A 22,069-nucleotide genomic window follows, 5' to 3' on the forward strand; every position below is an offset into this window, starting at 1 on the left:
GGTCTTGTCCGAGGGGAACGGCGTGTGGTGCGATGCATGCCACTCGTGCAAGTGAGCACTTTCAGGAGGCGCGTCATGGCCGATGTCCTTGAGGAGCGGGCGGCGATCGAGAGGGAGATCGCGGGCCGTACGGTCTGCGGTCAGCTGAAGGAGGCGGCCGAGAGCAACCCCGACGCGCCGGCGTACTCCGACCCGGTCGAGGGGGGCTGGTCCACCCTGACGTACTCCCAGGCCAGGCAGCGGGTCCTGGAGATCGCCGCCGGCTTCGTCGCCCTCGGCCTGGAGCCCGGCGAGGCGGTCGCGCTCATGATGGTCAACCGCAGCGAGCACGTGCTGGCGGACCTGGGCGCGGTGCACGCCGGCGGCGTGTCCTGCTCGGTCTACTCCACCTTCGCCCCCGAGCAGGTGGCCTTCGTCGCCGGTGACGTCGAGGCGAGGATCGCGGTGCTCGGCGGACCGGCCGACCTGGCCAGGTGGGAACCGGTCCTGGACGAGCTTCCCGGGCTGCGCAAGGTCATCGTGCTGGAGGGCGCCCCGACCGGCGACCGGTTCGTCTCCTGGGACGACTTCCTGGCCCTCGGCCGCGAGACGCTCGCCGCCGACCCCGCCGCCGTCGACGCCCGCTGGCGGGCGGTGACCGCCGACGACGTCCTCACCGTCCTGTACACCTCCGGCACCACCGGCAACCCCAAGGGCGTGCCGCTGACCCACTCCAACGTGTTCTTCGAGGTCGTGGCCACCAACCAGATGGCCGACCTGCCCAGCAACGGCACCCAGATCTCCTACCTCACCTACGCGCACATCGCCGAGCGGGTGCTCAGCCTCTACCTGCCGCTCTTCAAGTTCTCCCACACCCACTTCTGCACCGACCTCGCCCAGCTCGGCGCCACCCTCGGCCAGGTCAAGCCGGTGCTGTTCTTCGGCGTGCCGCGCGTGTGGGAGAAGATGATGGCCCGCCTGCAGGCGCTGCTGGCCACCCAGCCGGAGGAGCAGCAGGAAAGCGTGCGCCAGGCCATGGCCGCCGGGCTCGCCCACGTCGAGGCCAACCAGTACGGGCGCACCCCCTCGCCCGAGGTCCTGGCCGCCTACGAGCAGGCCGACGCCGCCCTGCTGTCGATCATCCGGTCGATGATCGGCTTCGACAACGCGGGCTGGCTCGCCACCGCCGCCGCGCCCATGCCGCTGGAGGTCCAGCGCTTCTTCGCCGGTCTCGGCCTGCGGGTCCTCGACGTGTACGGCATGACCGAGACGACCGGCGCGTTCACCGCCAACGCCCCCGACCGCTTCAAGCTCGGCACGGTCGGGCAGGCGGGTCCCGGCGTCGAGGTCAGGATCGCCGAGGACGGCGAGATCATCACCCGCAGCCCGGCCAACACCCGCGGCTACCTCGGCCGGCCGGAGGCCACCGCCGAGCTGCTCGACGAGGACGGCTGGCTGCACACCGGCGACGTGGGCTCCATCGACGAGGACGGCTTCGTCAGCATCGTCGACCGCAAGAAGGAGCTCATCATCACCTCCGGGGGGGAGAACATCTCCCCGGCCAACATCGAGAGCCACCTCAAGGAGCACCCGCTCATCGGCCAGGCCCTCGCCTACGGCGACGGCAGGCCGTACCCGGTGGCGATCCTCACCCTCGACGGCGAGGTGGCCCCCGGCTGGGCGCAGGCCAACGGCGTCTCGTTCACCACCCTGGCCGACCTCGCCGAGCACCCCGACGTCCTCAAGGCAGTCGAGGGCGCGATCGCCGTCGCCAACGAGAAGCTGGCCCGCGTCCAGCAGGTCAAGCGCTGGCGCCTGCTGCCGGTGGAGTGGACGGCCGAGACCGCGGAGCTCACCCCGAGCCTGAAGCTCAAGCGCCGCGTCATCCACGCCAGGTACGCGGAGATCATCGACGGCATGTACGAGGGCTGATCCCGCGTCGATCTCGGGCCGGCCACGAGCCGCCCGGCGCCCGCCGTCGCCGGGCGCCGGGTGTCCCCTTCCCCGGATGTTCCCCGGGTGCGGGGTTCCGGGTCACCGGGCACCGGCTCCGGCCGCCCGGACCCGGGAGGGTTCCGGCGGCCGGTTCCGGCGCGAGTCCCGTGGCGGAACCGGCCCGCCCTCGCTTTGCCCAACGGTGCGTGTGTCCTCTACCTGCTTGTTACCGGCGGCCTCCTAGCGTCCTGATCATGACGATGAGAGCCCTTCTCGCATCCCTCGCGGCCGGGGCGGTGACCCTGCCGGTACCGGCCGGAGCCCCGGCCGCGGCCGTCGAGGACCTGACGATCCGCTCGGTGACCCTGCGCCCGGCGACCCCGGTGGTCGGGCCCGCCGACTCCGTACGCATGGTGATAGAGGTGGTGGCCCGGGGCGTCGTCGGCCCCGAGGGGGTGAGGATCAAGGTCGAGCCCGGCGCGCCTCCCGCCTCGGCGAACACGTCCTTCCCCGTCACGGCGCCCCGCCCGGGGGCGTCCGCCCGGCCGGGACCCGGACGGGGCCCGGCCCTCGCGCCGGGTCCCGTACCCGGCCCGGTCGTGTCCGCCCGCCTGGCCCCCGGCGCGGCCGGGGCGAACCACCAGGTCTCCCGCCCGGGGGAGGGCTGGGAGACCTGGCGGTTCGCCCCGGAGAAGAGCCTGAGCCGCTGGTACCCGGCGGGACCCTGGACGGTCTCCGTGACCGCCAAGGGCGCGGACGGCGCCGAGGTCACCGGGTACACGGGCTTCCTGCTGAAGCGCCTGACCAGGTTCGGCGGGGTCGAGGCGGTCAGAGAGGGCTCGGGCGTACGGGTGACGGGCGTGCTGAACAGGGTCGACCCGCAGGGGGCCCTCGACTACGCGCCCTTCCCCGGCCAGCCCGTCGAGATCATGCACCGGCCGGGGGAGAGGGCCGGCTGGACGAAGGTGGCCGGTGCCACAACCGACTCGCGGGGACGTTTCGCCCGGACCGTGGGCGATCGCACGGGCGGTGAGTGGCGGCTCCGCTTCCAGGGCACGAACCACTACGCCCCGAGGCTGGGCATCGTCCACCAGGTCTCGCGCTAGGTGTTCCGCCCCGTGGGTCGCCGGGCCGTGCTCCGTCCGCCGGCATCCCGGGAATGCGGGCCGTCCCGTGGGTCGCCGGGCCTGGGCTCGTCCGCCGGCACCCCGGGCGTGTGGGTCGCCGGGCCAGGCCAAGCTCCGTCCGCCGACGCCCGCGGGGGTGGCGAGCCGGCCAGTGGGTCCCCAGGTCAGGCCAGGGCGTGCACCGCCGCGCCGAACAGGGAGGGCATCCGCCGGGCGGCCGGGACGATCAGCCGCCCCGCCGTCCGGTATCGGCGGGTGCCCAGCAGCGCCCCGGTGAGCAACCGGTGGCGCCGGGACAGCCGCAGCCAGGCGGCCTCGTACGACCCGGGGGTACCGGCCCGCAGGCAGTCCACCAGCAGCCGCGCGGACGCCAGCGCGAGCGACACCCCCTCCCCGGTGAGCGCGTCGACGTAGCCGGCCGCGTCGCCGACCAGCAGCACCCGCCCGGCCACCCGGGCGCGTACCCGCTGGCGCAGCGGCCCCGCCCCGCGCACCGGGGTCGCCGCGGGTCCCTCCAGCCGTTCCAGGAGTGCGGGGAAGTCCGCCAGGTGCTCCGGGTAGCCGCGCCGCCGCGAGCTCAGCACGGCGACGCCCACCAAGTTCTCGCCCACCGGCGTCACGTACGCCTCGCCGTCCGCCGCCCAGTGGACCTCGACGAAGTCCGTCCACGGCGCGACCGGGTAGTGCCGCCGCAGCCCGTACCTGCGCGGCCCGCGCCCCGGCAGCTCCAGCCCGAGCAGGGCGCGCAACGGGGAGTGCAGGCCGTCCGCGGCCACCAGCCAGCGGGCGCGCAGGCCCGCGGCCTCGACCCCGCCACCGTCCTGCCGCACGCCGTCCACCTTGCCCGGCACGACCTCCACGCCCAGTTCCCGCGCCCGCCGGGCCAGCGCGGCGTGCAGCGCGGTCCGGCGCACGCCCAGGCCCGGCCCGTCGCGGAACGCCGCCTCCACCTCGTACCGGCGGTCCAGGTAGCGGATGCCGCGCAGCGGCCTGCCCTCGACCCGCACCCCCAGCGACCCCAGGGCGGCGGTCCCGCTGGGCATCAGCCCCTCGCCGCACGCCTTGTCCACCGGTACGGCCCTGGGTTCGACGACGACCGCCTCCATCCCCGCCATGGCCGCGTGGATGGCGGTGGCCAGCCCCGCCGGCCCCCCGCCCGCGATCAGGACGTCGATCACGCCGGCGCGTCCCTCGACGGCTCGGTCCCCGCCGTGGTGAGCGAGGCCAGGGCGTCCTCCTCGCAGCGGATCCGCACCACCATCAGCGCGGCGTTGAGCACGGTGAACACCAGCGCGGTGACCCACGCGGTGTGCACCAGCGGCAGCGCCGCCCCCTCGACGGCGACCGCGACGTAGTTGGGGTGGCGGAGCCACCGCAGCCGGTAGGGGCCGCGCTCCACCGGTGCCAGGCCGGGCACGACGATGACCTGGGTGTTCCACTGCGGGCCCAGCGTGGTGACGCACCACCAGCGCAGCCCCTGCGAGGCGACCACCAGGACGACCATCGGCCAGCCGAGCGCGGGCAGGAAGGGCCGGTCGGCCAGGCCCGCCTCGAACAGGCATCCGGCGAGCAGGCCGGTGTGCAGGGCGACCATCCACGGGTAGTGGCCCTGCCCGGACACCACCCCGCCGCGCGCCATGCTCCAGCGCGCGTTGCGGCGGGCGACGACCAGCTCGGCGAGGCGCTCCAGGCCGATGAGCAGCACGAGCGACAGGTACCAGGACGACAGATGCCAGGACATCGGGCTCCTACCAGCGCAGCAGTACGAGTTCGGAGCAGAAGCCCGGCCCCATCGCGAGGAGAAGCCCCGGCGTGCCCGGCGGCGGCGGCCGCAGAGTGAGCGTATCCCGCAGCACGTGCAGGACGGAGGACGAGGACAGGTTCCCGATCGCGGCGAGCGAGCGCCAGGTGAGGTCCAGCGCGCCCTCGGGAAGCCGCAGCGTCTCCGCCACCGCCTCCAGGACCTTCGGGCCGCCCGGGTGGCAGACCCACGCCGTCACGTCCTCGACCCTCAGGCCGTGGTCGCCGAGGAAGCCGTGCACGTCGTCCGCCAGGTAGGTGCGCACCACCTCGGGGACGCTCGCGTCGAGCACCACGCGGAAGCCGGTGTCGCCGACGTTCCAGCCCATCACGTGCTCGGATCCGGGATACAGGTGGCTGCGCGAGGCCACCACCGTCGGCCCCGTCAACGCGTCCGCCGGCTCCGGGATCCCGTACGCTCCGGCCGGCTCGGGGAGCGGCCGGTGCGTCACGGGCGCGCCGGTCGCGGGGGAGAACCTCGCGACTCCCGGGGACGCCGAGGACGCAGGGGACGCATAGGACACGGTAGGTGCGGATGGTCCGGAGAGGGGGAGCCGGTGGTGCGTGGCGGGCGAGCCGTTCGCCGGAGAGGAACCGGCGGGCCCCACGGGCCGCGTCGTCGCGGCCGCGCCGTTCGCCCCGGCGGCACGGGAGGCCGCGGAGGGTCCGGTACGCCGAGGCCGCCACTCGTCACCGCAGGCCACCAACGCCGTCGCCCCGTCGCCGAACAGGGCGCTCGCGACCATGTTGGCGATGGAGGCGTCGCCGCGCTGCAGGGTGAGGGAGCACAGCTCGACCGAGAGCAGCACCGCCAGATGGTCCGGCCAGCCGCGCAGGTAGTCGTGGAGGCGGGCGATCCCGGCCGCCCCCGCGACACAGCCCAGGCCGAAGACCGGTATCCGCTTGACGTCCGGGCGCAGTCCGAGCCGCCCGGCGAGCCTGGCGTCCACCGAGGGCGCCGCGACACCGGTCACCGAGGTGAAGAGAATCATGTCCACGTCCTCGGGGGCGACCCCCGCGTCCTCCAGCGCCCCGCCCACCGCCTCGACGCCCAGCTCCACGGCCGTCTCCACGAAGGCGTCGTTGGCCGCGCCGAAGCCGTCCAGCTTGGCGTACCGTTCGAGCGGCAGCGTCAGGTGCCGGGACTCCACCCGCGCGGAGGCGTGCAGCCGATCGAGCAGCCGGCGGCTGGTCCCCTCGGGAAGGCACGCTCGCGCGAACGCGTCGGTGATCTCTGCCTGGGAGTGGCGGTTCGGCGGGAGCGCGCCGCGGACGGCGACGATTCGCGTCATCTATTAACCCCCGGCTCGCGAACAGCGGACATCTCCCTTTTGCCCACCTGTCGTGTGCGGCATGCGTCACGAAGTCCTCTGTGCCCGCTTTCCAAAGCGTTCCGGTCCGGGAGGGAGCAGCGCCTCGGTTCCGTGAGGTCCGGGAGGGAGTCGCGCTCCGGTCCGTGAGGCGGGCGGTCGGTCTGTGAGGCGGGCGGCCGGAGAGCGCGGGGCGCGATCCGGTCCGCGAGGGTGCCCGCGCTCCGTGAGGTTCCCGCCTACGATCGACGCGTGACGACGAGCAGGCCATCGCACCCGAGTTCCGGGCCGTTGCTCCGGGCCGTACGGGGATTGCTGCTGGCCTGTCACCCGGGACCGACCGCGGCGGTCACCGTGCTGGTGACCGCGCTGGCCGTCGCGAGCGGGCGTGACGCGGCCGGGTGCGCCCTGGTGGCCGCGGCCGTGCTGACGGGGCAGCTCTCGATCGGCTGGTGCAACGACGCGGTGGACGCCGCGCGGGACGCCGCCGCGGGCCGCACCGGAAAGCCCGTCGCCTCCGGCGCGGTGAGCGTCCGTACGGTATGGGCCGCCGCGATCGCGGCCCTGGCGCTCTGCGTGCCGCTCTCGCTGGCCTCGGGCCCCGCCGCGGGTGCCGTCCACCTGGTCGGCGTCGCCGCGGCGTGGGCCTACGACCTCGGGCTCAAGGCGACCGTGCTGTCCTGGCTGCCGTACGCGGTGGGGTTCGGCTCGCTGCCGGGGTTCGTGACCCTGGGCCTGCCGGGACACCCGTGGCCCGCCTGGTGGGCGGTGACGGCCGCGGCGCTGCTCGGCTGCGGGGCGCACCTGGCCAACGTCCTTCCCGACATCCCCGCGGACCTCGCGGGCGGGGTACGGGGCTGGCCGCAGCGGCTCGGCGTCGCCCGCGTCCGCGTCCTGATCCCGGTGCCCCTGCTGGCCGCGACGGCCCTGCTCGTCTTCGGCCCCCCGGAGCAGCCGGGCGTGGGAGGCTGGGCCGCCCTGGCCGCGGCGGTGGCCTTCACCATCGGAGGGCCGGCACTGGGCCGGGGCTCGTCGCGCGTCCCCTTCGCCGCGGCGATCGCCGTCGCCGCGGTCGACGTCGTCCTGCTCCTCGCACGCGGCACCGCCATCACCGCTCCCTGACCGGCCCGCTCACGTTCGGCGCCCCCGAGCGGGGCCAGACCTTGCCCCGTCCCCGGCAGGTGCGACCGCCCGCGGTTCGGCGGCCCGGCGTGCCGGGTGCGAGGCACGCCGGGGCCGATGATCGTGCGCGTGTGCACGGTCCGGCGGGCGAGGATCCGCCGGGAGAGCACCCGCATCGTACGACGGTGTTTCGGATGAGCGACGAATATCGATTCGGTCGCAAAGGAAATGGGGCGGCCTCGCCGGCCGTGTCCGAGGGGTATTTCCGCAAACGCGAATAAAGCTGGGACCGAAACCGGTATGCCAAATAGGTTTGGAGTGGGGTAAGGTTAAAGTCGCCCGGCTGGCGACGCTTTGATTCCGCATTTTCGACTTTATTTATAGGTTTTGTGGGTTTTCTGGTTTCCGGGTGCGGGTTCTCGATATTCCGCCTCGCGATCCGGTCCAGGGATCTTTGGCGGGCCCCCTCCGATGGCGGACACCACAAACGGCCGGGTTGTGCGATGGAGCTCAAACTCCCAGCTCAGAGAGGTTTCCGATCTGGGGTGGGGAAGTGACGGCCGCCCTCGCCGCCCGTGGGGCGCGGCCTCCGCCGGACCGGGACGCCCCCGCCGGAGTCGCGGGCCCGGTGATTTATCCGGCGTCGGGGGAAACGCGGGCGGTCGCGGATGCGTGTGGAAGGTCGCATGTCCATTGCCGCAGCCATACCATTTCTGCCCATTGACACCCTTGGCGCATTTAGGGAACATTCAAAAGATTTTCCTCGGCCCCCAGCATGATCGAGAAACCCGTCCCACGAACCTGAGAAACCCTCGGAAGAATTGATCTCCGCGATTTCCCGGACGATCACCAGTGTTGTTTCCGATCCGCCCCCGGCCCCGCGATCGCGGTGGGGAGCGCGACAGACAAGTTCACCGCCGCCACCTTCGACACCACCGGAACCGCGTGACCATGACCGCGCCGTGGTGGTGATCACGCCTGCCAGAAAGCCATCGACGAGAAAACCAGCCAGCCAGCAACGAGGAGCTCGACGGTGAACAGAAAGAAGGAGGGACCCGCGCCGGTCCTGTCGCTGCCGGGGAGTGGAGCGACCGAGGACGCGCGGCTCGCCATACACGGTGGCGACCCCGTCAGGCGCGTGCCCTGGCCGACCTACGACAAGGGAGCCGTCTTCGTCCACCCCGAGGACGAGGAGGCGGCGATCCGCGCCATCCGCAGCCATCTCTACTTCCGCTACGACTGCCGATCCCAGCGGGACACCGAGTGCGGCCGGTTCGAGGAGGAACTGCGCCGCTACTTCGGGACCAAGCACGCGCTGGCCGTGTCGAGCGGCACCACCGCGATCGCGCTCGCCATCATGGCGGCGGGGATCCCGCGGGGCTCCCTGATCGCCTGCCCCGGCTTCACCTTCGTCGCCACCCCCAGCGCCATCGTGCTCGCCGGGTGCACCCCCCTCCTGGTGGAGGTGGACGAGAACCTCCACATGGACATCGAGGACCTCCGCCGCCGCTGGACACCCGAGATCAAGGGAATCCTCGTCGTCCACATGCGCGGTTTCGCCGCCGACATGGAGGCCCTGACGCGCTTCGCCGCCGAGATGGGCGTGCCGGTGTTCGAGGACGCCGTACCGGCCCTCGGCGCCGAGCTGAAGGGCCGCAAGCTCGGCACCTTCGGCCTCGCGGGCGCCTTCAGCACCCAGTCGGACAAGTCGCTCAACTGCGGCGAGGGCGGCTTCCTGGCCACGGACGACAGCGTGCTCTTCGCCCGCGCCGTCGTGCTCTCCGGCGCGTACGAGGGACGCTTCCGGCGGCACTTCCCCGACGGCGAGCCGCCGATCGGCACCGATCTCGACCTGCCGCTGCTCAGCTTCCGTATGGACGAGATCCGCGCGGCCCTGCTGCGCGCCGAGATGGCCCGGCTGCCGCTGCGCCTGGAACGTTTCCACCGCAACTACGCCTACGTGGCCTCGGCCCTGTCCGGCCTCTCCCGGATCGCGATCCGGCAGCCCGTGGAACCCGGCGCCTACCTCGGCGAGGCGTTCATCTTCCGCGTTCCCGGGGTGGACGCGAAGTGGTTCGCGAACGCCCTCTGCCGAGAGGGTGTCGACGCGCGCAACCTCGGCTCCGACGAGGACACCAACGTGCGGGTCTTCTGGAACTGGCGGTTCATGTTCGGCGCCAAGGACGCAGAGGAGATCAAGACGCTGTTGCCGAACACCACGAGATACCTGGAGCAGGCGGTCGACGTCCCCCTGTCCTCCAGCCTCTCGGTGGAGGACTGCGACCACCTGATCAAGGCGGTCCGCAAGGTGGCGGCGGCCGTCGCGCCGGATCGCCGCCTCGCGGAACCGGTACGGGCCGTCCTGGGCGACGATCGCGGGTACGCGCCCGGCGGCCAGGACTCCGGCCCGTCGGCGGAACCGGTCGCCGGGCTGGCCGACACCGCGCCCGTCGGGCAGTAGCGATGGAGGCCCCCGCGGAAAGGAGCACGATCCCGCGCCTCGCCCTCGTCGGGGTCTTCGGGGGGCTCTTCTGCGGCTACCTGGGTCTCACCGCGGCGATCCCGGTCCTGCCCGGCTTCGTCAGGGAGAGCTTCGGCGCCGGTGACCTCGCCGTCGGGCTGGTCGTCATGGCGACGGCGCTCACGGCCCTGCTCGTACGGCCCGTCTCCGGCCACCTCGCGGACCGGTACGGCCACCGCCTCGTCATGCGGGCCGGCGCGCTGGTCATCACGGTCGGCGGCCTGCTCTACTTCCTGCCGCTCGACCTGAACGGTCTCGTCGCGGTCCGCCTGCTGCTCGGTGCCGGCGAGGCGTCGCTCTTCACCGCGGGTGCCGTCTGGGTCGTGTCGCTCGCGCCGCACAACCGCCGCGGGCAACTGATCGGGCTCTACGGCATCAGCATGTGGGGCGGGATCTCGGCCGGGACCTTTCTCGGCGCGGCGCTGCTGAATCTCGGCTACGGCGCGGTGTGGGGCTTCGGCGTCGCCGCGGCGCTCGCCGGTCTCCTGCTGATCAGCTCGGTTCCCGCGCCCTCCGGGGCCGGGCGGCCCGGCGAAGGGCGGCAGGGGGAGGGGCCGGACGGTGAAGGGCGGCGGGAGCGGCGGAGCTGGGGGAGCACCCTGCTGCCGCGCCCCGTACTGCTGCCGGGGCTGGCACTCGCGCTCGCAGCCGCGGGATACGCCGGGCTCGCCGCCTTCGTCGTCCTCCACCTCCAGGCCCGAGGCGTCTCGTCGGGCGTTGTCGTGCTCAGCGGTTTCAGCGCCGTCTACGCCGGCACCCGCCTGTTCATCGGCCACCTGCCGGACCGGCTCGGGCCGCGCAGGGTCGCTATCTGGTCCGGTGCCGGCGAGGCCGCCGGCCTGCTGATCATCGCCCTGGCCCCGAACCTGCCCGTCGCCGTGCTCGGGAGCCTGATCATGGGGGTCGGGTTCTCGCTGCTGCACCCGTCGCTGGCCCTGATGGTGATGAACCGCACCGACCCGTCGAGGCAGGGAGCCGCGATCGGTGCCTACACCTCCTTCTGGGACCTGGGCCTGGCCGTCTGGGGACCGCTGGCCGGAGCGGTCGCGACCGGGTTCGGCTACCCCGCGGTGTTCGTCGTCGGTGCCGCCTGCGCGGCGACGGCCGTGGTCGTGTCGCTGTGTGTCCGCCGGCCCGACGCGCGGCCGGCGGTCGTGAGTTGAGCCAGTCGAGTCAGGAGCACGCCATCAACACATCGGAACCCCCGGGCGCGTCGCCGCTCAGGATCCTCTGCATCACCGGCTGGTGCCGCAACGGCAGCACCATCATCGGCAACATCCTCAACGAGGTCCCGGAGTTCTTCCACGTCGGGGAGATGCACTTCCTGTGGAAGAACTCCGCGGGCAGGGGCGCGAACAGCTCGTGCGGCTGCGGCAGGCCACTGACCGAGTGCCACATCTGGTCGAGGATCCTCCTGCTCGACCGGCCGCCAGGGGTCTCGGCGGAGGCCCACGCGGACGCCGTCATCCGCCGCCAGCTGGCCTGCGTGCGGACGCGGCACACCTGGCGCGTGCTCGGCCGCGGGCTGCACTCCGCCGAGATCCGCGAGCACGCCGCCCTGATGACGCGGACCTACCACGCCGTCGCCGCGCTGACCGGCGCGCGCGTGCTCGTGGACACCACCAAGATCCCCGGTGAGGCGGCCCTGCTGCCGCACCTCGAAGGGGTGACGCCCTACTACGTCCATCTCGTGCGCGACCCTCGGGCGGTCGCCCAGTCGTGGAGCCGGGAGAAGCAGTACTGCTACGTCATGTCGTCCAGGAAGAGCACGGCCTACTGGCACGGCTTCAACGTGGCCTCGCGGGCGATCCTCCGGCGCCATCCGGAGCGGTCGACGTTCCTGCGCTACGAGGAGTTCATCGCCGATCCGGCCGGGACGATCGACGCGCTGCTGCGGTTCTGCGGCGCCGATCCCGCCGCCAACCCGGTGCGGGGCCGGACGGTCGAGCTCCACACCAACCACACGGTCACCGGCAATCCGGATCGCTTCAACACCGGCACCACCGTCATCCGGAACCGGGACGACTCCTGGAGGACAGGCCTTCCCGTACCCGCCAGGCTGGCCGCGACGACGCTGTCATGGCCGCTCTTCCGGCGCTACGGCTACGAATACGGCGGCACACTCCCCATCGGCCCGCGGCGGGCCGGTACCGCGCCGCCGCGGGCGACCGGTGAGCGTTAGGCCCGGACGGCGGCGGGCGCGCGTCGAGGAACCCGTACGACAGGACGTCGCGGACACCGGGAAGTCCGGGCATCGGGAAGTCCGGGTGGCAGGACGGCAGGGACGGCAGGACGGCAGGGACGGCAGGGACGGCAAGGAGGAGGACGGTTGGATCTGGGGCTCAAGAACAAGGTCGCGCTCGTCGCCGGTGGCTCCAGCGGCCTCGGCCTGGCCACCGCCATGGAACTGGCCGGGGAGGGGGCGCACGTCGCGATCGGCGCACGCGACCGCGACCGGCTCGCGGAGGCGGAACGGAGCGTCAAGGAGGTGGCGCGCGGACGCGTGCACGCCACGAGCGTCGACGTCACCGACGGGGACGCGGCGCGCCGCTGGGTCGACGAGGTCGCCGCCGACTTCGGCGCGCTCCACATCGTCCTCGTCAGCGGCGGCAGCCCGCCGATCGGCACGGCCTCGCAGTTCGAGCCGGCCGACTACCAGGCGGCCGTCGACAAGGTGCTCTCCCCGGCGATCGCCCTGGCCCTCGCGGCGCTGCCGCACCTGAGGGCCGCCCGGTGGGGCCGGCTGCTCTTCGTGGCCTCGGAGACGGCGAGCGTCCCCATCGCGCAGCTGGCGCTGTCCGGGGTGACCCGCGCCGCCATCGTGCGTTTCGCCCAGTCCCTCGCCTCGGAACTCGGCCGCGACGGCATCACCGTCAACGTGCTGGCACCCGGCACGACCCGTACCCCGCCGGTGGAACGGGCGGCGGCGAAGCTGGCCGTGGACGGCGACGTCGAGGCCCGGCTGCGCGCCATGGGCCGTCACAACGCCCTGGGCCGCCTCGCCGACCCGGCCGAGTTCGCCGCCGTGGCGGCCTTCCTCGCCGGGGAGCGGGCCTCGTTCGTCACCGGCGCGCTCCACCTGATCGACGGTGGCGCCAGCGTGGTGGGGCCGGAGCCGGCCCACCTCACCTCCGCGAGCAGGGACACCTTCACATGACGGCCGGGGCGATCCCCGCCGGGAGCCCAGGTGACAGGGCCCGGGAGGACCGGGCCACGAAAAACAGGCCCAGGAGGACGAAGCCCAGGAGGACGGGGCCTCGGAGGACAGGGTTCGAAAGACGGAGTTTCGAAAGACGGAGTTTCGGAAGACAAGAAAGGCACCCGTGATGTCGACGACCAGCCACGCCCACACCGAGAGAGACGTCCGCGACTTCTTCGACCAGACCCTCAGCACCTATCTGAGTTTCTGGGACGGCGACGGTGTCCTGCACACCGGTTACTTCGCGGACGACACCGACGACGACTACCGTGCCGCCGCCGAGCGGACGTCCGACATCCTGGCCGCGGACGCCATGATCGACGACTCGTCCTTCGTACTCGACGTCGGCTGCGGCTGCGGCAACTTCCTCATCCACCTCGCCAGACGGTTCGGCTGCCGGGGAGAGGGGCTCGACCTGAGCGTGGAGCGCGTGAAGTTCGCGCGGGAGGCACTCGCCGCCGAGACCGGGCTCGACATCGGGTTCCGCCAGGGCTCGGTCATACAGATGCCCTACGAGACGGGTACCTTCAGCCACGTCGTCAGCCAGGACGCGCTCTGCCTCGTACCGGACAAGCCCAGCAGCCACCGCGAGATCCACCGTGTCCTCAGGCCCGGGGGCATCTTCGCCTTCTCCGACTTCCTCCAGCCCAAGGAAGAGATCGGCGAGCGCGCCCGTAAGCACGTCTACGACCGCGTGAGATGGAACAGCGGCTACTCGTTCGTCGGCTACCAGGCCGTCCTGCAGGAGGCCGGATTCGAGATCCTCCTGGCCCGCAACCTGGAGAGCCACATCAGGCAGACCTACCGCGTACTGGGCAGGACGGCCACGGAGCGCGCCGGGACGACGCAGGACGCAGCGGCGCGCGACTGGATGCTGGCCTTCGCCGAGTCCTGCGCGGAGATCCAGGTCGCCATCGACGACGGCGAGTTCGGCTGGGGGATGTTCGTCACCCGCAAGCCCGGCGACGCCACGTCGTAGCGCCGGCCCACGTCGTAGCGCCGACCCACGATGAGCGCCGGATCACCATGAGCGCGGAATCACGATGAGCGAGGAAGTCATGCAGCGTACAGAAGGTATGAAGCGGACGATGGCCGAAGTCGTCGCCGAGCGGAAGAAGCAGATGTCGCCGGGCCGGATGTTCGTCGAGGCCTGTATGGCCAAGGGGCTTGAGGCCTCCGTCGAGTACGACGTGACGATCACCGACTCGCTGACGAGCTCGCGGCGCAAGCCGCGTTACCCGGCGCGCAACATGCTCAAGGTCGTCGACCTCTCCAGGGACCCCCGACGGTACTACTGGCAGGAGAGCCCGCCCCGGCCGGACGACCCCAAGGTCGACGAGGCCGACCTGCGGCGCGAGGCGGCGAACCGCTTCCACAGATCGCCGATCCCGGAGCTCTATCCCACCACCGCGTGGGTGCGGGTACCGCCCGGCCTGTGGGAGGACCCCGAGACCTTCGAGTCCTTCATCAACTACCGGCTGATCGTCCGCCTCGGCACGGCCGAGAACCACACGATCATCCGCGGCAAGGGCGGGCTGCTGAACATCCCGGACGTCATACGCATGACGTCGAAGGGCCCGTTCACCTCGACGATCCTCGCGGCGTGCAACGAGGCGGAGCAGATGGGAGGCACGGCCGACGGCCTCATCATCAACCCCGTCGACTACTACCGCTTCATGGGACAGGGCCGCCTGATGGACGACCTGGAGCAGAACGGCGTCTTCATCGTGCGGACGCGCCTGGTCGACCCGGGAACCGCCATCGTCGGCGACTTCGGGCACGGTGCCCAGCTGTTCGACGCCGGGCGCTCGGTGATCCGCTTCGCCGAACCGCCCCCGGGGACCTTCGCCGAGCCCGGCATCGCGCTCATGGCCGAGATCTACGAGCGGGTCGTGATCAACCTCATGACCAACTTCTTCATCGTGACCCTGTGACCGAGACCCCTGTGACCGAGACCCCTGTGACCGAGACCCCTGTGACCGAGACCCCTGTGACCGAGACCCCTGTGACCGCGACCCCTGTGACCGCGACTCCCATGAGCGTGATCCCGTGACAGCGACCCCCATGAGCGTGATCCCGTGATCGTGACCCCTTAGAGGACCGCACATGCCGACAGCGCCGCCGCCCCCGCCGCCCCCATCACTCCCGCCGCCTTCGCGGCCCTCATCGAACCCGGCACCCATCCGGCGCGATCCCGACGTCCTCGTCATCGGCGGCGGCGCCGTCGGCCTGTTCTGCGCCTACTACCTGCGCCGCGCGGGCTACGGCGTGACCGTCGTGGAACGCGGGCCGCTCGGCGGTCCCCAGTCCTGCTCGTACGGCAACACCGGCTTCGTCGGCACGCAGGGCGCGCTTCCCCTCGCCGAGCCAGGCGTGATGGCCCAGGGGCTGCGCTGGCTCCTCAACCCGGAAAGCCCCTTCTACATCAGACCGCGACCGGACCCCGAGCTGCTGTCCTGGCTCTGGCACTTCCGCCGCGCCTGCAACGAGCGGGACGCGAAGGCCGGGTTCCGGGTGCTGGTCGACATGAAGAAGCGGAGCCTCGACATCCTGCGAGAGCTCTGCGCGCCGGGAGACCTCGCCTCCACCTTCACCGCCCAGGGCATGCTCCTCGCGTACAGGACACCGCAGGGGTTCGAGAAGGCCCGCCTGTCGGTGCCCGGTACGGTCGCGAGCGGCGTGCCGCTGCGCGTTCTCGAACCGGGGGAGCTGAGCGTGCTCGAACCGGACGCCGAGTTCGACATCTGCGGCGCCCTGTACAACGAGGAGGGTGCCTACCTGCGTGTTCCCGAGTTCGTCACCGGCCTCGCCCGGACGCTCGACGGCATGGGCGTCGAGATCCACGAGCGGACCGAGGTCGTCGGCATCGAGGCCGCGGGCCGCGAGATCCGGCGGGTCAGGACCACGCGAGGGGATCTCAGCCCCCGAGAGACGGTCGTCGCCGCCGGGACGTGGTCGGCGGAATGCGCCCGCGGGCTGGACCTCGGGCTCAGGCTCCAGCCCGCCAAGGGGTACTCCGTCACGGTCAAGGCACCGGCCAACGCGCCCCGGCTGCCGGTCCTGCTGGGCGAGGGGAAGGTCGCGCTCGTGCCCCTCGGCGACCGCCTCCGCTTCGGCGGGACCCTGGAGCTGTCGGGCCTGGACGCCACGATCTCCCGCCGCCGCGTGGACGGCATCCTGCGAACCGTCCACACCTACCTTCCGGAACTGGAGAGCACCGAGATCCTGGAAACCTGGAGCGGCTTCCGCCCCTGCAGCCCGGACGGCCTTCCCTACCTGGGACGCGCCGACCCCTACCGCAACCTCTCCGTCGCGTGCGGCCACGGCCACATCGGCATGGGTCTCGCGCCGGTCAGCGGCAGGCTGATCGCCCAGATCGTTGCCGGAGAGCGGCCCGAGACGGACCTCACCCCCCTGCGCCCCGACCGCCACGGAGGCCGTACCCGGCGCCGGCTCCGGTCCTGATCACCGGCCGCGCCCGTTCCCATGACGTGACAGCATCCTCCGACGGGAGAGAACCACCGTGACTCCTCCGCTTCCTGAAGGGAGCGGCTTCTCGTTAAGCCGCTTGCGCGACGTCGCGAAGGGCAAGCCCTGCCCTGAGGATGTTGATCGCCGCGTTGACGTCGGCGTGCGCCGCATGAGCGCACCGCTGACAGTGGAACTCGGCTTGGGTGAGGCGGTTCTCCTTCGCGCAGTGCCCGCAACGCGAGCAGGTGCGGGAGGTGTTGGCGGGGTTCACCGCGATCAGCTCTCGGCCAGCACTTTCAGCCTTGTGCGACAGGATCGTCAGGAACACCCCCCAACCCGCGTCCAGGATGCTGCGGTTCAGGCCGGACTTTTGCGCGACGTTCCGGCCGGGTGCCTCCACGGTGCCGGACGCCGATCGGGTCATGTTGGCGATCCGCAGGTCTTTGTGGGCGATGACGTCGTAGTCACGAACCAGGCGCAGGGCCGCCTTGTGTGCGCCGTCGAGGCGTTGGCGGCGGATCTTGCCGTGCAGGGCGGCGATCCGGGTCACAGCCTTGCGACGCCGCTTCGAGCCTCGCTTGGTGCGGGCGAGGTCCCGCTGCGCGACGGCGAGGCGGTCTGCGCAGGCGGCCAGGTGGCGCGGGTTGTCCAGGTGGTCTCCGTCGCTGGTGGTGACCAGCGACGCCACTCCCATGTCGATCCCGACGGTGGCGCCCGCGGCGGGCAGGGCCTCGGCGGGTACGTCGTCGCAGGCGAGGATCACATACCAGCGCGAACCTTCACGTTTCACGCTGATCGTCTTCACGGTGCCACGTACGGCACGGTGCTGGTGGACGCGTACATGCCCGACGCCCTGGAGGCGGACGAACGTCGCGGACGGGTGTTCGGGCTGGGAGTCCCACCGGCAGCCGTCGCCGTCCTTCGGCCACTGCACCGTGTCGAACCGGCCCTTGCCCTTGAAGCGAGGAAAGCCCGGTGCGCGCCCGGCCTTGACGCGGGCGAAGAACGCGGCGAACGCCTTGTCGAGACGGCGCAGGGTGGCCTGCTGGGAAGAAAACGACCAGCGGCCCTGACCGTCTGCGTCATCGGCGCGGATGTGCTTGAGGTCGGCCGACTGCTCACCGTAGCGGACCGTCGCGCCTGCCTTGCGGTAGGCGGTGCGGCGGTGCTCCAGCGCGGCGTTGTACAGGGCGCGGTGGTCATCCAGGCACGCGGCCAGTGCGGCGGCTTGGCGGGCGGTGGGGCGCAGCGGGAACGTGAACGACCTACGCACGAGCACCCCCGCTCGTGGGGACACGCTCGTACTGGGTCTCGATGTAGCGCTGCACGGTATCGGCGGACACCGCGCCGACCGTGGCCACGAAGTAGGACCGCGACCACAGCGTGGGCAGTCGGGATCGCAGGTGCGGAAACTCGGCGCGCAGGTGGTGGGAGGTGAAGCCCTTGAACTGGTTGGCCACGTACGACGGTGAGTTCTTCGGGTGCGGCTTGACGAACAGGTGCACGTGGTCGGGCATCACCTCAAGCGCCACGATCTGCCAGCCATGCTCGTCGGCCTTGGCGCGGATCAACTCCTCAAGGCGGTCCTTCACCCCCCCACAGAGAACCGGGCGGCGATACTTCGGACACCACACCACGTGGTATCCGAGGTCGTACGCCGCGCCGGGAGAGGTGCGCATCTGACGAGTCACACGATCAATACAACAACGCCATCCATCTAATGCGCGACGATCGGAGATCTCCAATGCGCAGACCTGACCGGCCAGGGCACACTCGGGCCTTGGCCGCCCTCTCTCTCCCGATTCCCCCGTCGCTCAAAGGCGACGGTCCCCTCCGGAGGATCTGATGGCAACCGAGACGGACACGACGCGCGATGTCGCGATCGGCGTCCTCTGCTGCGACACCGACTTCACCAAGATCCCGGGGCACATCCGCAACCGGGCCACCTTCGACTTCCCCGTCATCTACCGGGTCGTGGACGGCGCGACGGCGGAGCGCGTGGTGACCCAGGCCGACCCGAGCCTGCTCGACCCGTTCATCCAGGCCGCGCGGGAACTCGAGGCGCGGGGCGCGGCGGCCATCACCGGTGCCTGCGGCTTCCTCGCCATCTTCCAGCGGCAGCTGGCCGACGCGGTCAACGTCCCGCTCCACGCCTCAAGCCTGATCCAGCTGCCCATGGTCCACCGCATGATCCGCTCGGACCGGAAGGTCGGATTGCTGGTCGCCAGGAAGCCCTCCCTCACCCGGCGCCACCTGGAGGCGGTCGGTGCCGAGCACGTCCCGGTCTGCGTCGCGGGCCTGGAGGACCAGCCGGAGTTCCGTGAGGTGATGCTCGAAGGGCGGCGAGCCGAACTCGACGCCGACCGCCTGGGCCGCGAGGTGCTGAGCCAGACCGAACGGCTGGCGAAGGAGAACCCGGACATGGGAGCACTCGTCATCGAGTGCACCGACGTGGTGCCCTACGCGCACGAGATCCAGGCGCGGCTCGGCATGCCGGTCTTCGACATCGTGACGCTCACCCAGATGGTCCACCGGAGCCTGACCCGCAGCCCCTTCGGCACCTCCGGCACCGTCGGGAACACGTGACCGCGACCGGACGGAGGCCGCCCGGATCCCCACGGACGCCATCGTCCTGGCCACAAGAGGCCATCTCGTTGTCACCGGGAAAACGTGGTGGAAGTGTCATGGTTCCTTCGGAAAAGTGATTGGGAGATCACCATGAGCCAGACCACGCACGCGACCCCCAAGCAGACGCGGATGGCAGCCGTGCAGGCGGCGATCGGCAAGACGAAGATGACCACGGCCAAGCTGTGGAACCCCTGGCCGCAGCTGCTGGACGACGACGTCGTCATCAAGAAGCTGGAAGTCGCGGCCGGTGGCGGGAACGTTCCAGAGATCATTCCCGACGGTCAGCAGTTCTCCGACCTCAAGCCCGTGCGCCTGCCGGCGATCGGCAGGGAGGCGGGCCTCGGCGGGCCGGTGACCCAGGTCACGTTCGCCGAGGCCCGCGAGAAGATCAAGGGCAAGTACGTCGCGACCGGGCGGGCCAACTATCGCGGGCTCGCCAGCGCCAACTGCACGCTCTTCGCCTGCTGCGTCATCGGGATGCTCGCCGACCAGCCCAAGCTGCTCGGCTCGGGCGTCAAGGTGGAACTGATCAACTTCCGCGACACCACCGGGGGCGCCGGGCACGCCTACGTCGTCGTGGGACGCGACGAAGGCGATGTGGGCAACATCAAGACCTACGGTTCCGACTGCTTTTTCATCGACCAGTGGTACGCCCGCCACAAGAGCGGCACACCGGGCGTCCAGGGGGTCAAGGACGCCGTTCCGGGTGAGTCTCCCAACCCTTTCTGGGACTTTGATTTCTACGCCTTCATGAGTGACGAGACCTCCCCCGTCGTGAAGCTCACCTTCACCAGCGACGAACTGTCCAAGCTCGGACTCTGAGCCTCTGCTCCACCGAATCCGTGGTCCGACCGGCCATCGGGGTGGGTGTGGCCGCACGTGGGCACGCCGGGCGTCGAAACCCTCGTCGGCCTTTCCTGGCGGTGGAGAGAAGGCGGGTCGATATGTCGGCGTTTCGTCGTTGACCGTGCACGGTATGTGGGTGCCGGAACATGTTCCGGCACCCACATACCGTGCACCCCTGAAAGACATATGGTGACGAGTTCGGGAACGGCGTAAGCTGCTGTGTCAAAGACCCTGGAATTTAACGGTGTAGGCGAGAGTGTTAACCGAAGTCGTCGGTGACATCGCACAGGCGCTGGCCCTGCCTATCGCGGTGCTTGCGCTGGTCGTGGCGCTGGTTGTTCAGCGCCGCAGCGCGCACTCTGCGACGATACAGAGTGTCTACCAGGCGTTCGGTCAGCTCACGACCCTGCGCATCGAGCACTGGGAGGCCGCGCATCTGTTGGAGATGCCCGAGAATTACGCCATCCAGTTCGAGGCGGTTCACCGGGCGGTCGGTAGGGTTTCCGCCAACGAGCAGGAACGACTGTTGCTCCTCGAACGAGCCGTGGCCGTGCGGATCTTTGAGATGTTCGAGCAAAATCTCTATGAGCAAAACCAGGCCCACCGCGCGGGCGAGAAGCAGCGTCTTGGTTTTCTGCAGGATGTCGAAGGATTTTTCCTCAGGCTTCTGCAGAATCCGCGGCTCGTCTGGTACTGGGATCCTCAGAACGGAAATCTGTGCCAGTACGCGGAGAAGGAGACCCGAACTCACTACGACAAGGTCATGGCCGGCCTCCCCCTTCGAGCTGATGCGGAGAATCCATACTCGGGCCGTCGGCCACGCGGCTGGAGGGCAGTGTTTCTGCGATGGCGTACGGCCGGGCCGCGGCTGGGGGCGTCGCGACGGCGTCCCCGATCTGCGTGACCACGCCGCCCATCAGTGCGAGTCCGAGCAGGACGGCAACGGCCTTGCCGGTGTCGGCCAACGCGGCTCGCAGCCACCGCTCCTCGTCCTCGGGACTCTTCCAGACCCCGAAGCGGATGGCCTCCCAGGCAAGAACAAAGGCCGCGACTGCCCCGTATTGATATCCGGCCCGCCATCCACCTTCAGAGATGATCGAAGCGCCGACCAGTCCGAGTCCGAAGGCGAACGCCCCCAACGTGAGACGCGTTGCCCGGACCACCCTGGGCATCCGGTCGGCGACACCACTTGGCGCGTTCGTGCTCGGAGGTGCCCTTCGGATGATGTCCTTTGGGCGCAGTTCGCGTAGTTGCGTCCAGCCGTCGCGCCAGCTCGCTCCAAGCTCGGGCAGGCGTGTGAATACGTAGAGTGGACGTTTCGCGACCCCCTTATAGAAAAGGAAGGTCTCACGGTTGGAAAGAAGCGAGACGAAACCGACACCCCTGATATCCGCTCTGTCGACGAGTCGGCCACTATGCGTCTTGGTCTGCCAGCGCGGTATTTTTACAACAACGTGCTTGTCCGACATCACCCGCCCCGGCTTCTTGTGGTGTCTGCAGTATTTCCACTCGCCGGGAACGATGGTCCTGCAGGGCTTGTCCGAACGTCGCTGCTGGGTGTGGTAATACTTGCAGGCTACCGGCCACACGCGTCCGCGCAGTACCCAAAGTGTGATTCTTAGTACGGCGACGAAAGGAAGGAAGAGAAGCCCGAGGATCAGTGGCCAAGGTATCGGACTGACCGAATCCAGCCAGGTGGCGAAGATCGCGAAAAGCTGGCCGAGAAGCTCCGAGACATCCGCCATCACAATATGAAGCCACTGGATGCCTGTGCTCGAAAAGTCTATTATTCGGTCGGCGGACGGATAGCTTTATGTGGACTGCTCGGCTATTGCCTGAGGCTCCGGGTGCTGCGACCGTCTGGTCCCTCGCCAGCCGGCCCAGCACGACGTCCAGCGTTTGAACGCGTCCGGTCGCCGTGCCAGAGCGCCACCAGCGTGAGCGGCAGCGGCGCGTCGTCGAAACGGGTCTCCTCGGTGACCCGATGGAACGCCACCAACGCGTCGCCCGCGTCGTCGCCGGCAAGAACGTCACTCATGCCGGCGCCTTCCCATTGCGTTGACCGCAGGCATCCTCCCGGCACGTTCACCGTTGCCGGTATGGCCGGATCCGGTCACCACCGGCCGGTGTA

The 22,069-nt window shown here is 70.7% G+C and carries 20 protein-coding genes; 12 read left to right on the plus strand and 8 right to left on the minus strand.

The window, feature by feature from the left end; genetic code table 11:
- Nucleotides 1-75 precede the first annotated feature (75 nt).
- Both OG587_RS24570 and OG587_RS24575 read left to right on the plus strand, forming a co-directional pair.
- Nucleotides 76-1,911: an AMP-dependent synthetase/ligase gene (locus OG587_RS24570; RefSeq protein ID WP_329079174.1), complete on the plus strand. Its 1,836-nt coding sequence runs from the start codon at nucleotides 76-78 to the stop codon at nucleotides 1,909-1,911.
- Between the two features lie 257 nt (nucleotides 1,912-2,168).
- On the plus strand, nucleotides 2,169-3,020 hold the full coding sequence (locus OG587_RS24575; protein ID WP_329079177.1) for a hypothetical protein: 852 nt from the start codon (nucleotides 2,169-2,171) through the stop codon (nucleotides 3,018-3,020).
- Nucleotides 3,021-3,205: 185 nt separating this feature from the next.
- Here the strand turns inward: OG587_RS24575 and OG587_RS24580 are convergent, their stop codons facing one another.
- From OG587_RS24580 to OG587_RS24590, 3 genes are read right to left on the minus strand one after another with little or no spacing between them, the layout of a single operon-like run.
- Nucleotides 3,206-4,219 carry an NAD(P)/FAD-dependent oxidoreductase gene (locus tag OG587_RS24580; RefSeq protein ID WP_329079178.1) on the minus strand — a complete coding sequence of 338 codons (1,014 nt, stop codon included), beginning with the start codon at nucleotides 4,217-4,219 and terminating at the stop codon, nucleotides 3,206-3,208.
- Nucleotides 4,216-4,782: an isoprenylcysteine carboxyl methyltransferase family protein gene (locus tag OG587_RS24585; RefSeq protein ID WP_329079180.1), complete on the minus strand. Its 567-nt coding sequence runs from the start codon at nucleotides 4,780-4,782 to the stop codon at nucleotides 4,216-4,218. Before OG587_RS24585 ends, OG587_RS24580 begins: the two co-directional genes overlap by 4 nt.
- 7 nt (nucleotides 4,783-4,789) lie before the next feature.
- Entirely contained in the window at nucleotides 4,790-6,133 is a 1,344-nt protein-coding gene (locus OG587_RS24590; protein ID WP_329079182.1) for a type III polyketide synthase, read from the minus strand.
- A 270-nt stretch (nucleotides 6,134-6,403) separates the two neighbouring features.
- Here OG587_RS24590 and OG587_RS24595 point away from each other — a divergent pair, with 270 nt between their 5' ends.
- From OG587_RS24595 to OG587_RS24630, 8 genes are all read left to right on the plus strand, one after another.
- Nucleotides 6,404-7,273: a UbiA family prenyltransferase gene (locus OG587_RS24595; protein ID WP_329079184.1), complete on the plus strand. Its 870-nt coding sequence runs from the start codon at nucleotides 6,404-6,406 to the stop codon at nucleotides 7,271-7,273.
- Nucleotides 7,274-8,306: 1,033 nt separating this feature from the next.
- On the plus strand, nucleotides 8,307-9,734 hold the full coding sequence (locus tag OG587_RS24600) for a DegT/DnrJ/EryC1/StrS family aminotransferase (protein WP_329079186.1): 1,428 nt from the start codon (nucleotides 8,307-8,309) through the stop codon (nucleotides 9,732-9,734).
- A 2-nt stretch (nucleotides 9,735-9,736) separates the two neighbouring features.
- Nucleotides 9,737-10,957, plus strand: a complete 1,221-nt coding sequence (locus tag OG587_RS24605) for an MFS transporter (protein WP_329079187.1) — start codon at nucleotides 9,737-9,739, stop codon at nucleotides 10,955-10,957.
- Nucleotides 10,954-11,976 (plus strand): sulfotransferase, encoded by a 1,023-nt coding sequence (locus tag OG587_RS24610; RefSeq protein WP_329079189.1) that lies wholly within the window; start codon nucleotides 10,954-10,956, stop codon nucleotides 11,974-11,976. The genes OG587_RS24605 and OG587_RS24610 overlap by 4 nt, the downstream gene beginning before the upstream one ends.
- Before the next feature lie 147 nt (nucleotides 11,977-12,123).
- A complete protein-coding gene (locus tag OG587_RS24615; RefSeq protein ID WP_329079192.1) occupies nucleotides 12,124-12,951 on the plus strand; it encodes an SDR family NAD(P)-dependent oxidoreductase in 828 nt (275 codons plus the stop codon).
- Nucleotides 12,952-13,120: 169 nt separating this feature from the next.
- On the plus strand, nucleotides 13,121-13,972 hold the full coding sequence (locus OG587_RS24620; protein WP_329079194.1) for a class I SAM-dependent methyltransferase: 852 nt from the start codon (nucleotides 13,121-13,123) through the stop codon (nucleotides 13,970-13,972).
- A gap of 109 nt (nucleotides 13,973-14,081) precedes the next feature.
- On the plus strand, nucleotides 14,082-14,927 hold the full coding sequence (locus OG587_RS24625; protein WP_329079196.1) for a family 3 encapsulin nanocompartment shell protein: 846 nt from the start codon (nucleotides 14,082-14,084) through the stop codon (nucleotides 14,925-14,927).
- A 172-nt stretch (nucleotides 14,928-15,099) separates the two neighbouring features.
- Nucleotides 15,100-16,458: an NAD(P)/FAD-dependent oxidoreductase gene (locus tag OG587_RS24630; protein ID WP_329079199.1), complete on the plus strand. Its 1,359-nt coding sequence runs from the start codon at nucleotides 15,100-15,102 to the stop codon at nucleotides 16,456-16,458.
- A gap of 94 nt (nucleotides 16,459-16,552) precedes the next feature.
- Here the strand turns inward: OG587_RS24630 and OG587_RS24635 are convergent, their stop codons facing one another.
- Nucleotides 16,553-17,761, minus strand: a complete 1,209-nt coding sequence (locus OG587_RS24635) for an RNA-guided endonuclease InsQ/TnpB family protein (protein ID WP_329079201.1) — start codon at nucleotides 17,759-17,761, stop codon at nucleotides 16,553-16,555.
- A complete protein-coding gene (gene tnpA, locus OG587_RS24640; protein ID WP_329093999.1) occupies nucleotides 17,730-18,143 on the minus strand; it encodes an IS200/IS605 family transposase in 414 nt (137 codons plus the stop codon). Before tnpA ends, OG587_RS24635 begins: the two co-directional genes overlap by 32 nt.
- Before the next feature lie 166 nt (nucleotides 18,144-18,309).
- Here tnpA and OG587_RS24645 point away from each other — a divergent pair, with 166 nt between their 5' ends.
- Nucleotides 18,310-19,050, plus strand: coding sequence for an aspartate/glutamate racemase family protein (locus tag OG587_RS24645; RefSeq protein WP_329079203.1), 741 nt, complete (start codon nucleotides 18,310-18,312; stop codon nucleotides 19,048-19,050).
- 132 nt (nucleotides 19,051-19,182) lie between these two features.
- Nucleotides 19,183-19,914 carry a hypothetical protein gene (locus tag OG587_RS24650; RefSeq protein WP_329079205.1) on the plus strand — a complete coding sequence of 244 codons (732 nt, stop codon included), beginning with the start codon at nucleotides 19,183-19,185 and terminating at the stop codon, nucleotides 19,912-19,914.
- A gap of 283 nt (nucleotides 19,915-20,197) precedes the next feature.
- Here the strand turns inward: OG587_RS24650 and OG587_RS24655 are convergent, their stop codons facing one another.
- The 3 genes from OG587_RS24655 to OG587_RS24665 form a co-directional block, all read right to left on the minus strand.
- Nucleotides 20,198-20,689, minus strand: coding sequence for a hypothetical protein (locus OG587_RS24655; protein ID WP_329079206.1), 492 nt, complete (start codon nucleotides 20,687-20,689; stop codon nucleotides 20,198-20,200).
- Between the two features lie 10 nt (nucleotides 20,690-20,699).
- On the minus strand, nucleotides 20,700-21,683 hold the full coding sequence (locus tag OG587_RS24660; RefSeq protein WP_329079208.1) for a hypothetical protein: 984 nt from the start codon (nucleotides 21,681-21,683) through the stop codon (nucleotides 20,700-20,702).
- A gap of 83 nt (nucleotides 21,684-21,766) precedes the next feature.
- Complete coding sequence (locus OG587_RS24665; protein WP_329079210.1) at nucleotides 21,767-21,976, minus strand: hypothetical protein; 210 nt, start codon at nucleotides 21,974-21,976, stop codon at nucleotides 21,767-21,769.
- Between the last annotated feature and the right edge of the window lie 93 nt (nucleotides 21,977-22,069).

It is taken from the genome of Streptosporangium sp. NBC_01469 (assembly GCF_036227305.1).
Lineage (GTDB): Bacteria > Actinomycetota > Actinomycetes > Streptosporangiales > Streptosporangiaceae > Streptosporangium.

Excerpts from the sequence above, each read along its gene's own strand:
- OG587_RS24570 (WP_329079174.1), top strand. The coding sequence starts at position 76 with ATGGCCGATGTCCTTGAGGAGCGGGCGGCGATCGAGAGGGAGATCGCG.
- OG587_RS24575 (WP_329079177.1), top strand. The coding sequence starts at position 2,169 with ATGACGATGAGAGCCCTTCTCGCATCCCTCGCGGCCGGGGCGGTGACC.
- OG587_RS24585 (WP_329079180.1), bottom strand. The coding sequence starts at position 4,782 with ATGTCCTGGCATCTGTCGTCCTGGTACCTGTCGCTCGTGCTGCTCATC.
- OG587_RS24590 (WP_329079182.1), bottom strand. The coding sequence starts at position 6,133 with ATGACGCGAATCGTCGCCGTCCGCGGCGCGCTCCCGCCGAACCGCCAC.
- OG587_RS24605 (WP_329079187.1), top strand. The coding sequence starts at position 9,737 with ATGGAGGCCCCCGCGGAAAGGAGCACGATCCCGCGCCTCGCCCTCGTC.
- OG587_RS24620 (WP_329079194.1), top strand. The coding sequence starts at position 13,121 with ATGTCGACGACCAGCCACGCCCACACCGAGAGAGACGTCCGCGACTTC.
- OG587_RS24625 (WP_329079196.1), top strand. The coding sequence starts at position 14,082 with ATGGCCGAAGTCGTCGCCGAGCGGAAGAAGCAGATGTCGCCGGGCCGG.
- OG587_RS24630 (WP_329079199.1), top strand. The coding sequence starts at position 15,100 with ATGCCGACAGCGCCGCCGCCCCCGCCGCCCCCATCACTCCCGCCGCCT.
- tnpA (WP_329093999.1), bottom strand. The coding sequence starts at position 18,143 with ATGCGCACCTCTCCCGGCGCGGCGTACGACCTCGGATACCACGTGGTG.
- OG587_RS24645 (WP_329079203.1), top strand. The coding sequence starts at position 18,310 with ATGGCAACCGAGACGGACACGACGCGCGATGTCGCGATCGGCGTCCTC.
- OG587_RS24650 (WP_329079205.1), top strand. The coding sequence starts at position 19,183 with ATGAGCCAGACCACGCACGCGACCCCCAAGCAGACGCGGATGGCAGCC.
- OG587_RS24660 (WP_329079208.1), bottom strand. The coding sequence starts at position 21,683 with ATGGCGGATGTCTCGGAGCTTCTCGGCCAGCTTTTCGCGATCTTCGCC.
- OG587_RS24665 (WP_329079210.1), bottom strand. The coding sequence starts at position 21,976 with ATGAGTGACGTTCTTGCCGGCGACGACGCGGGCGACGCGTTGGTGGCG.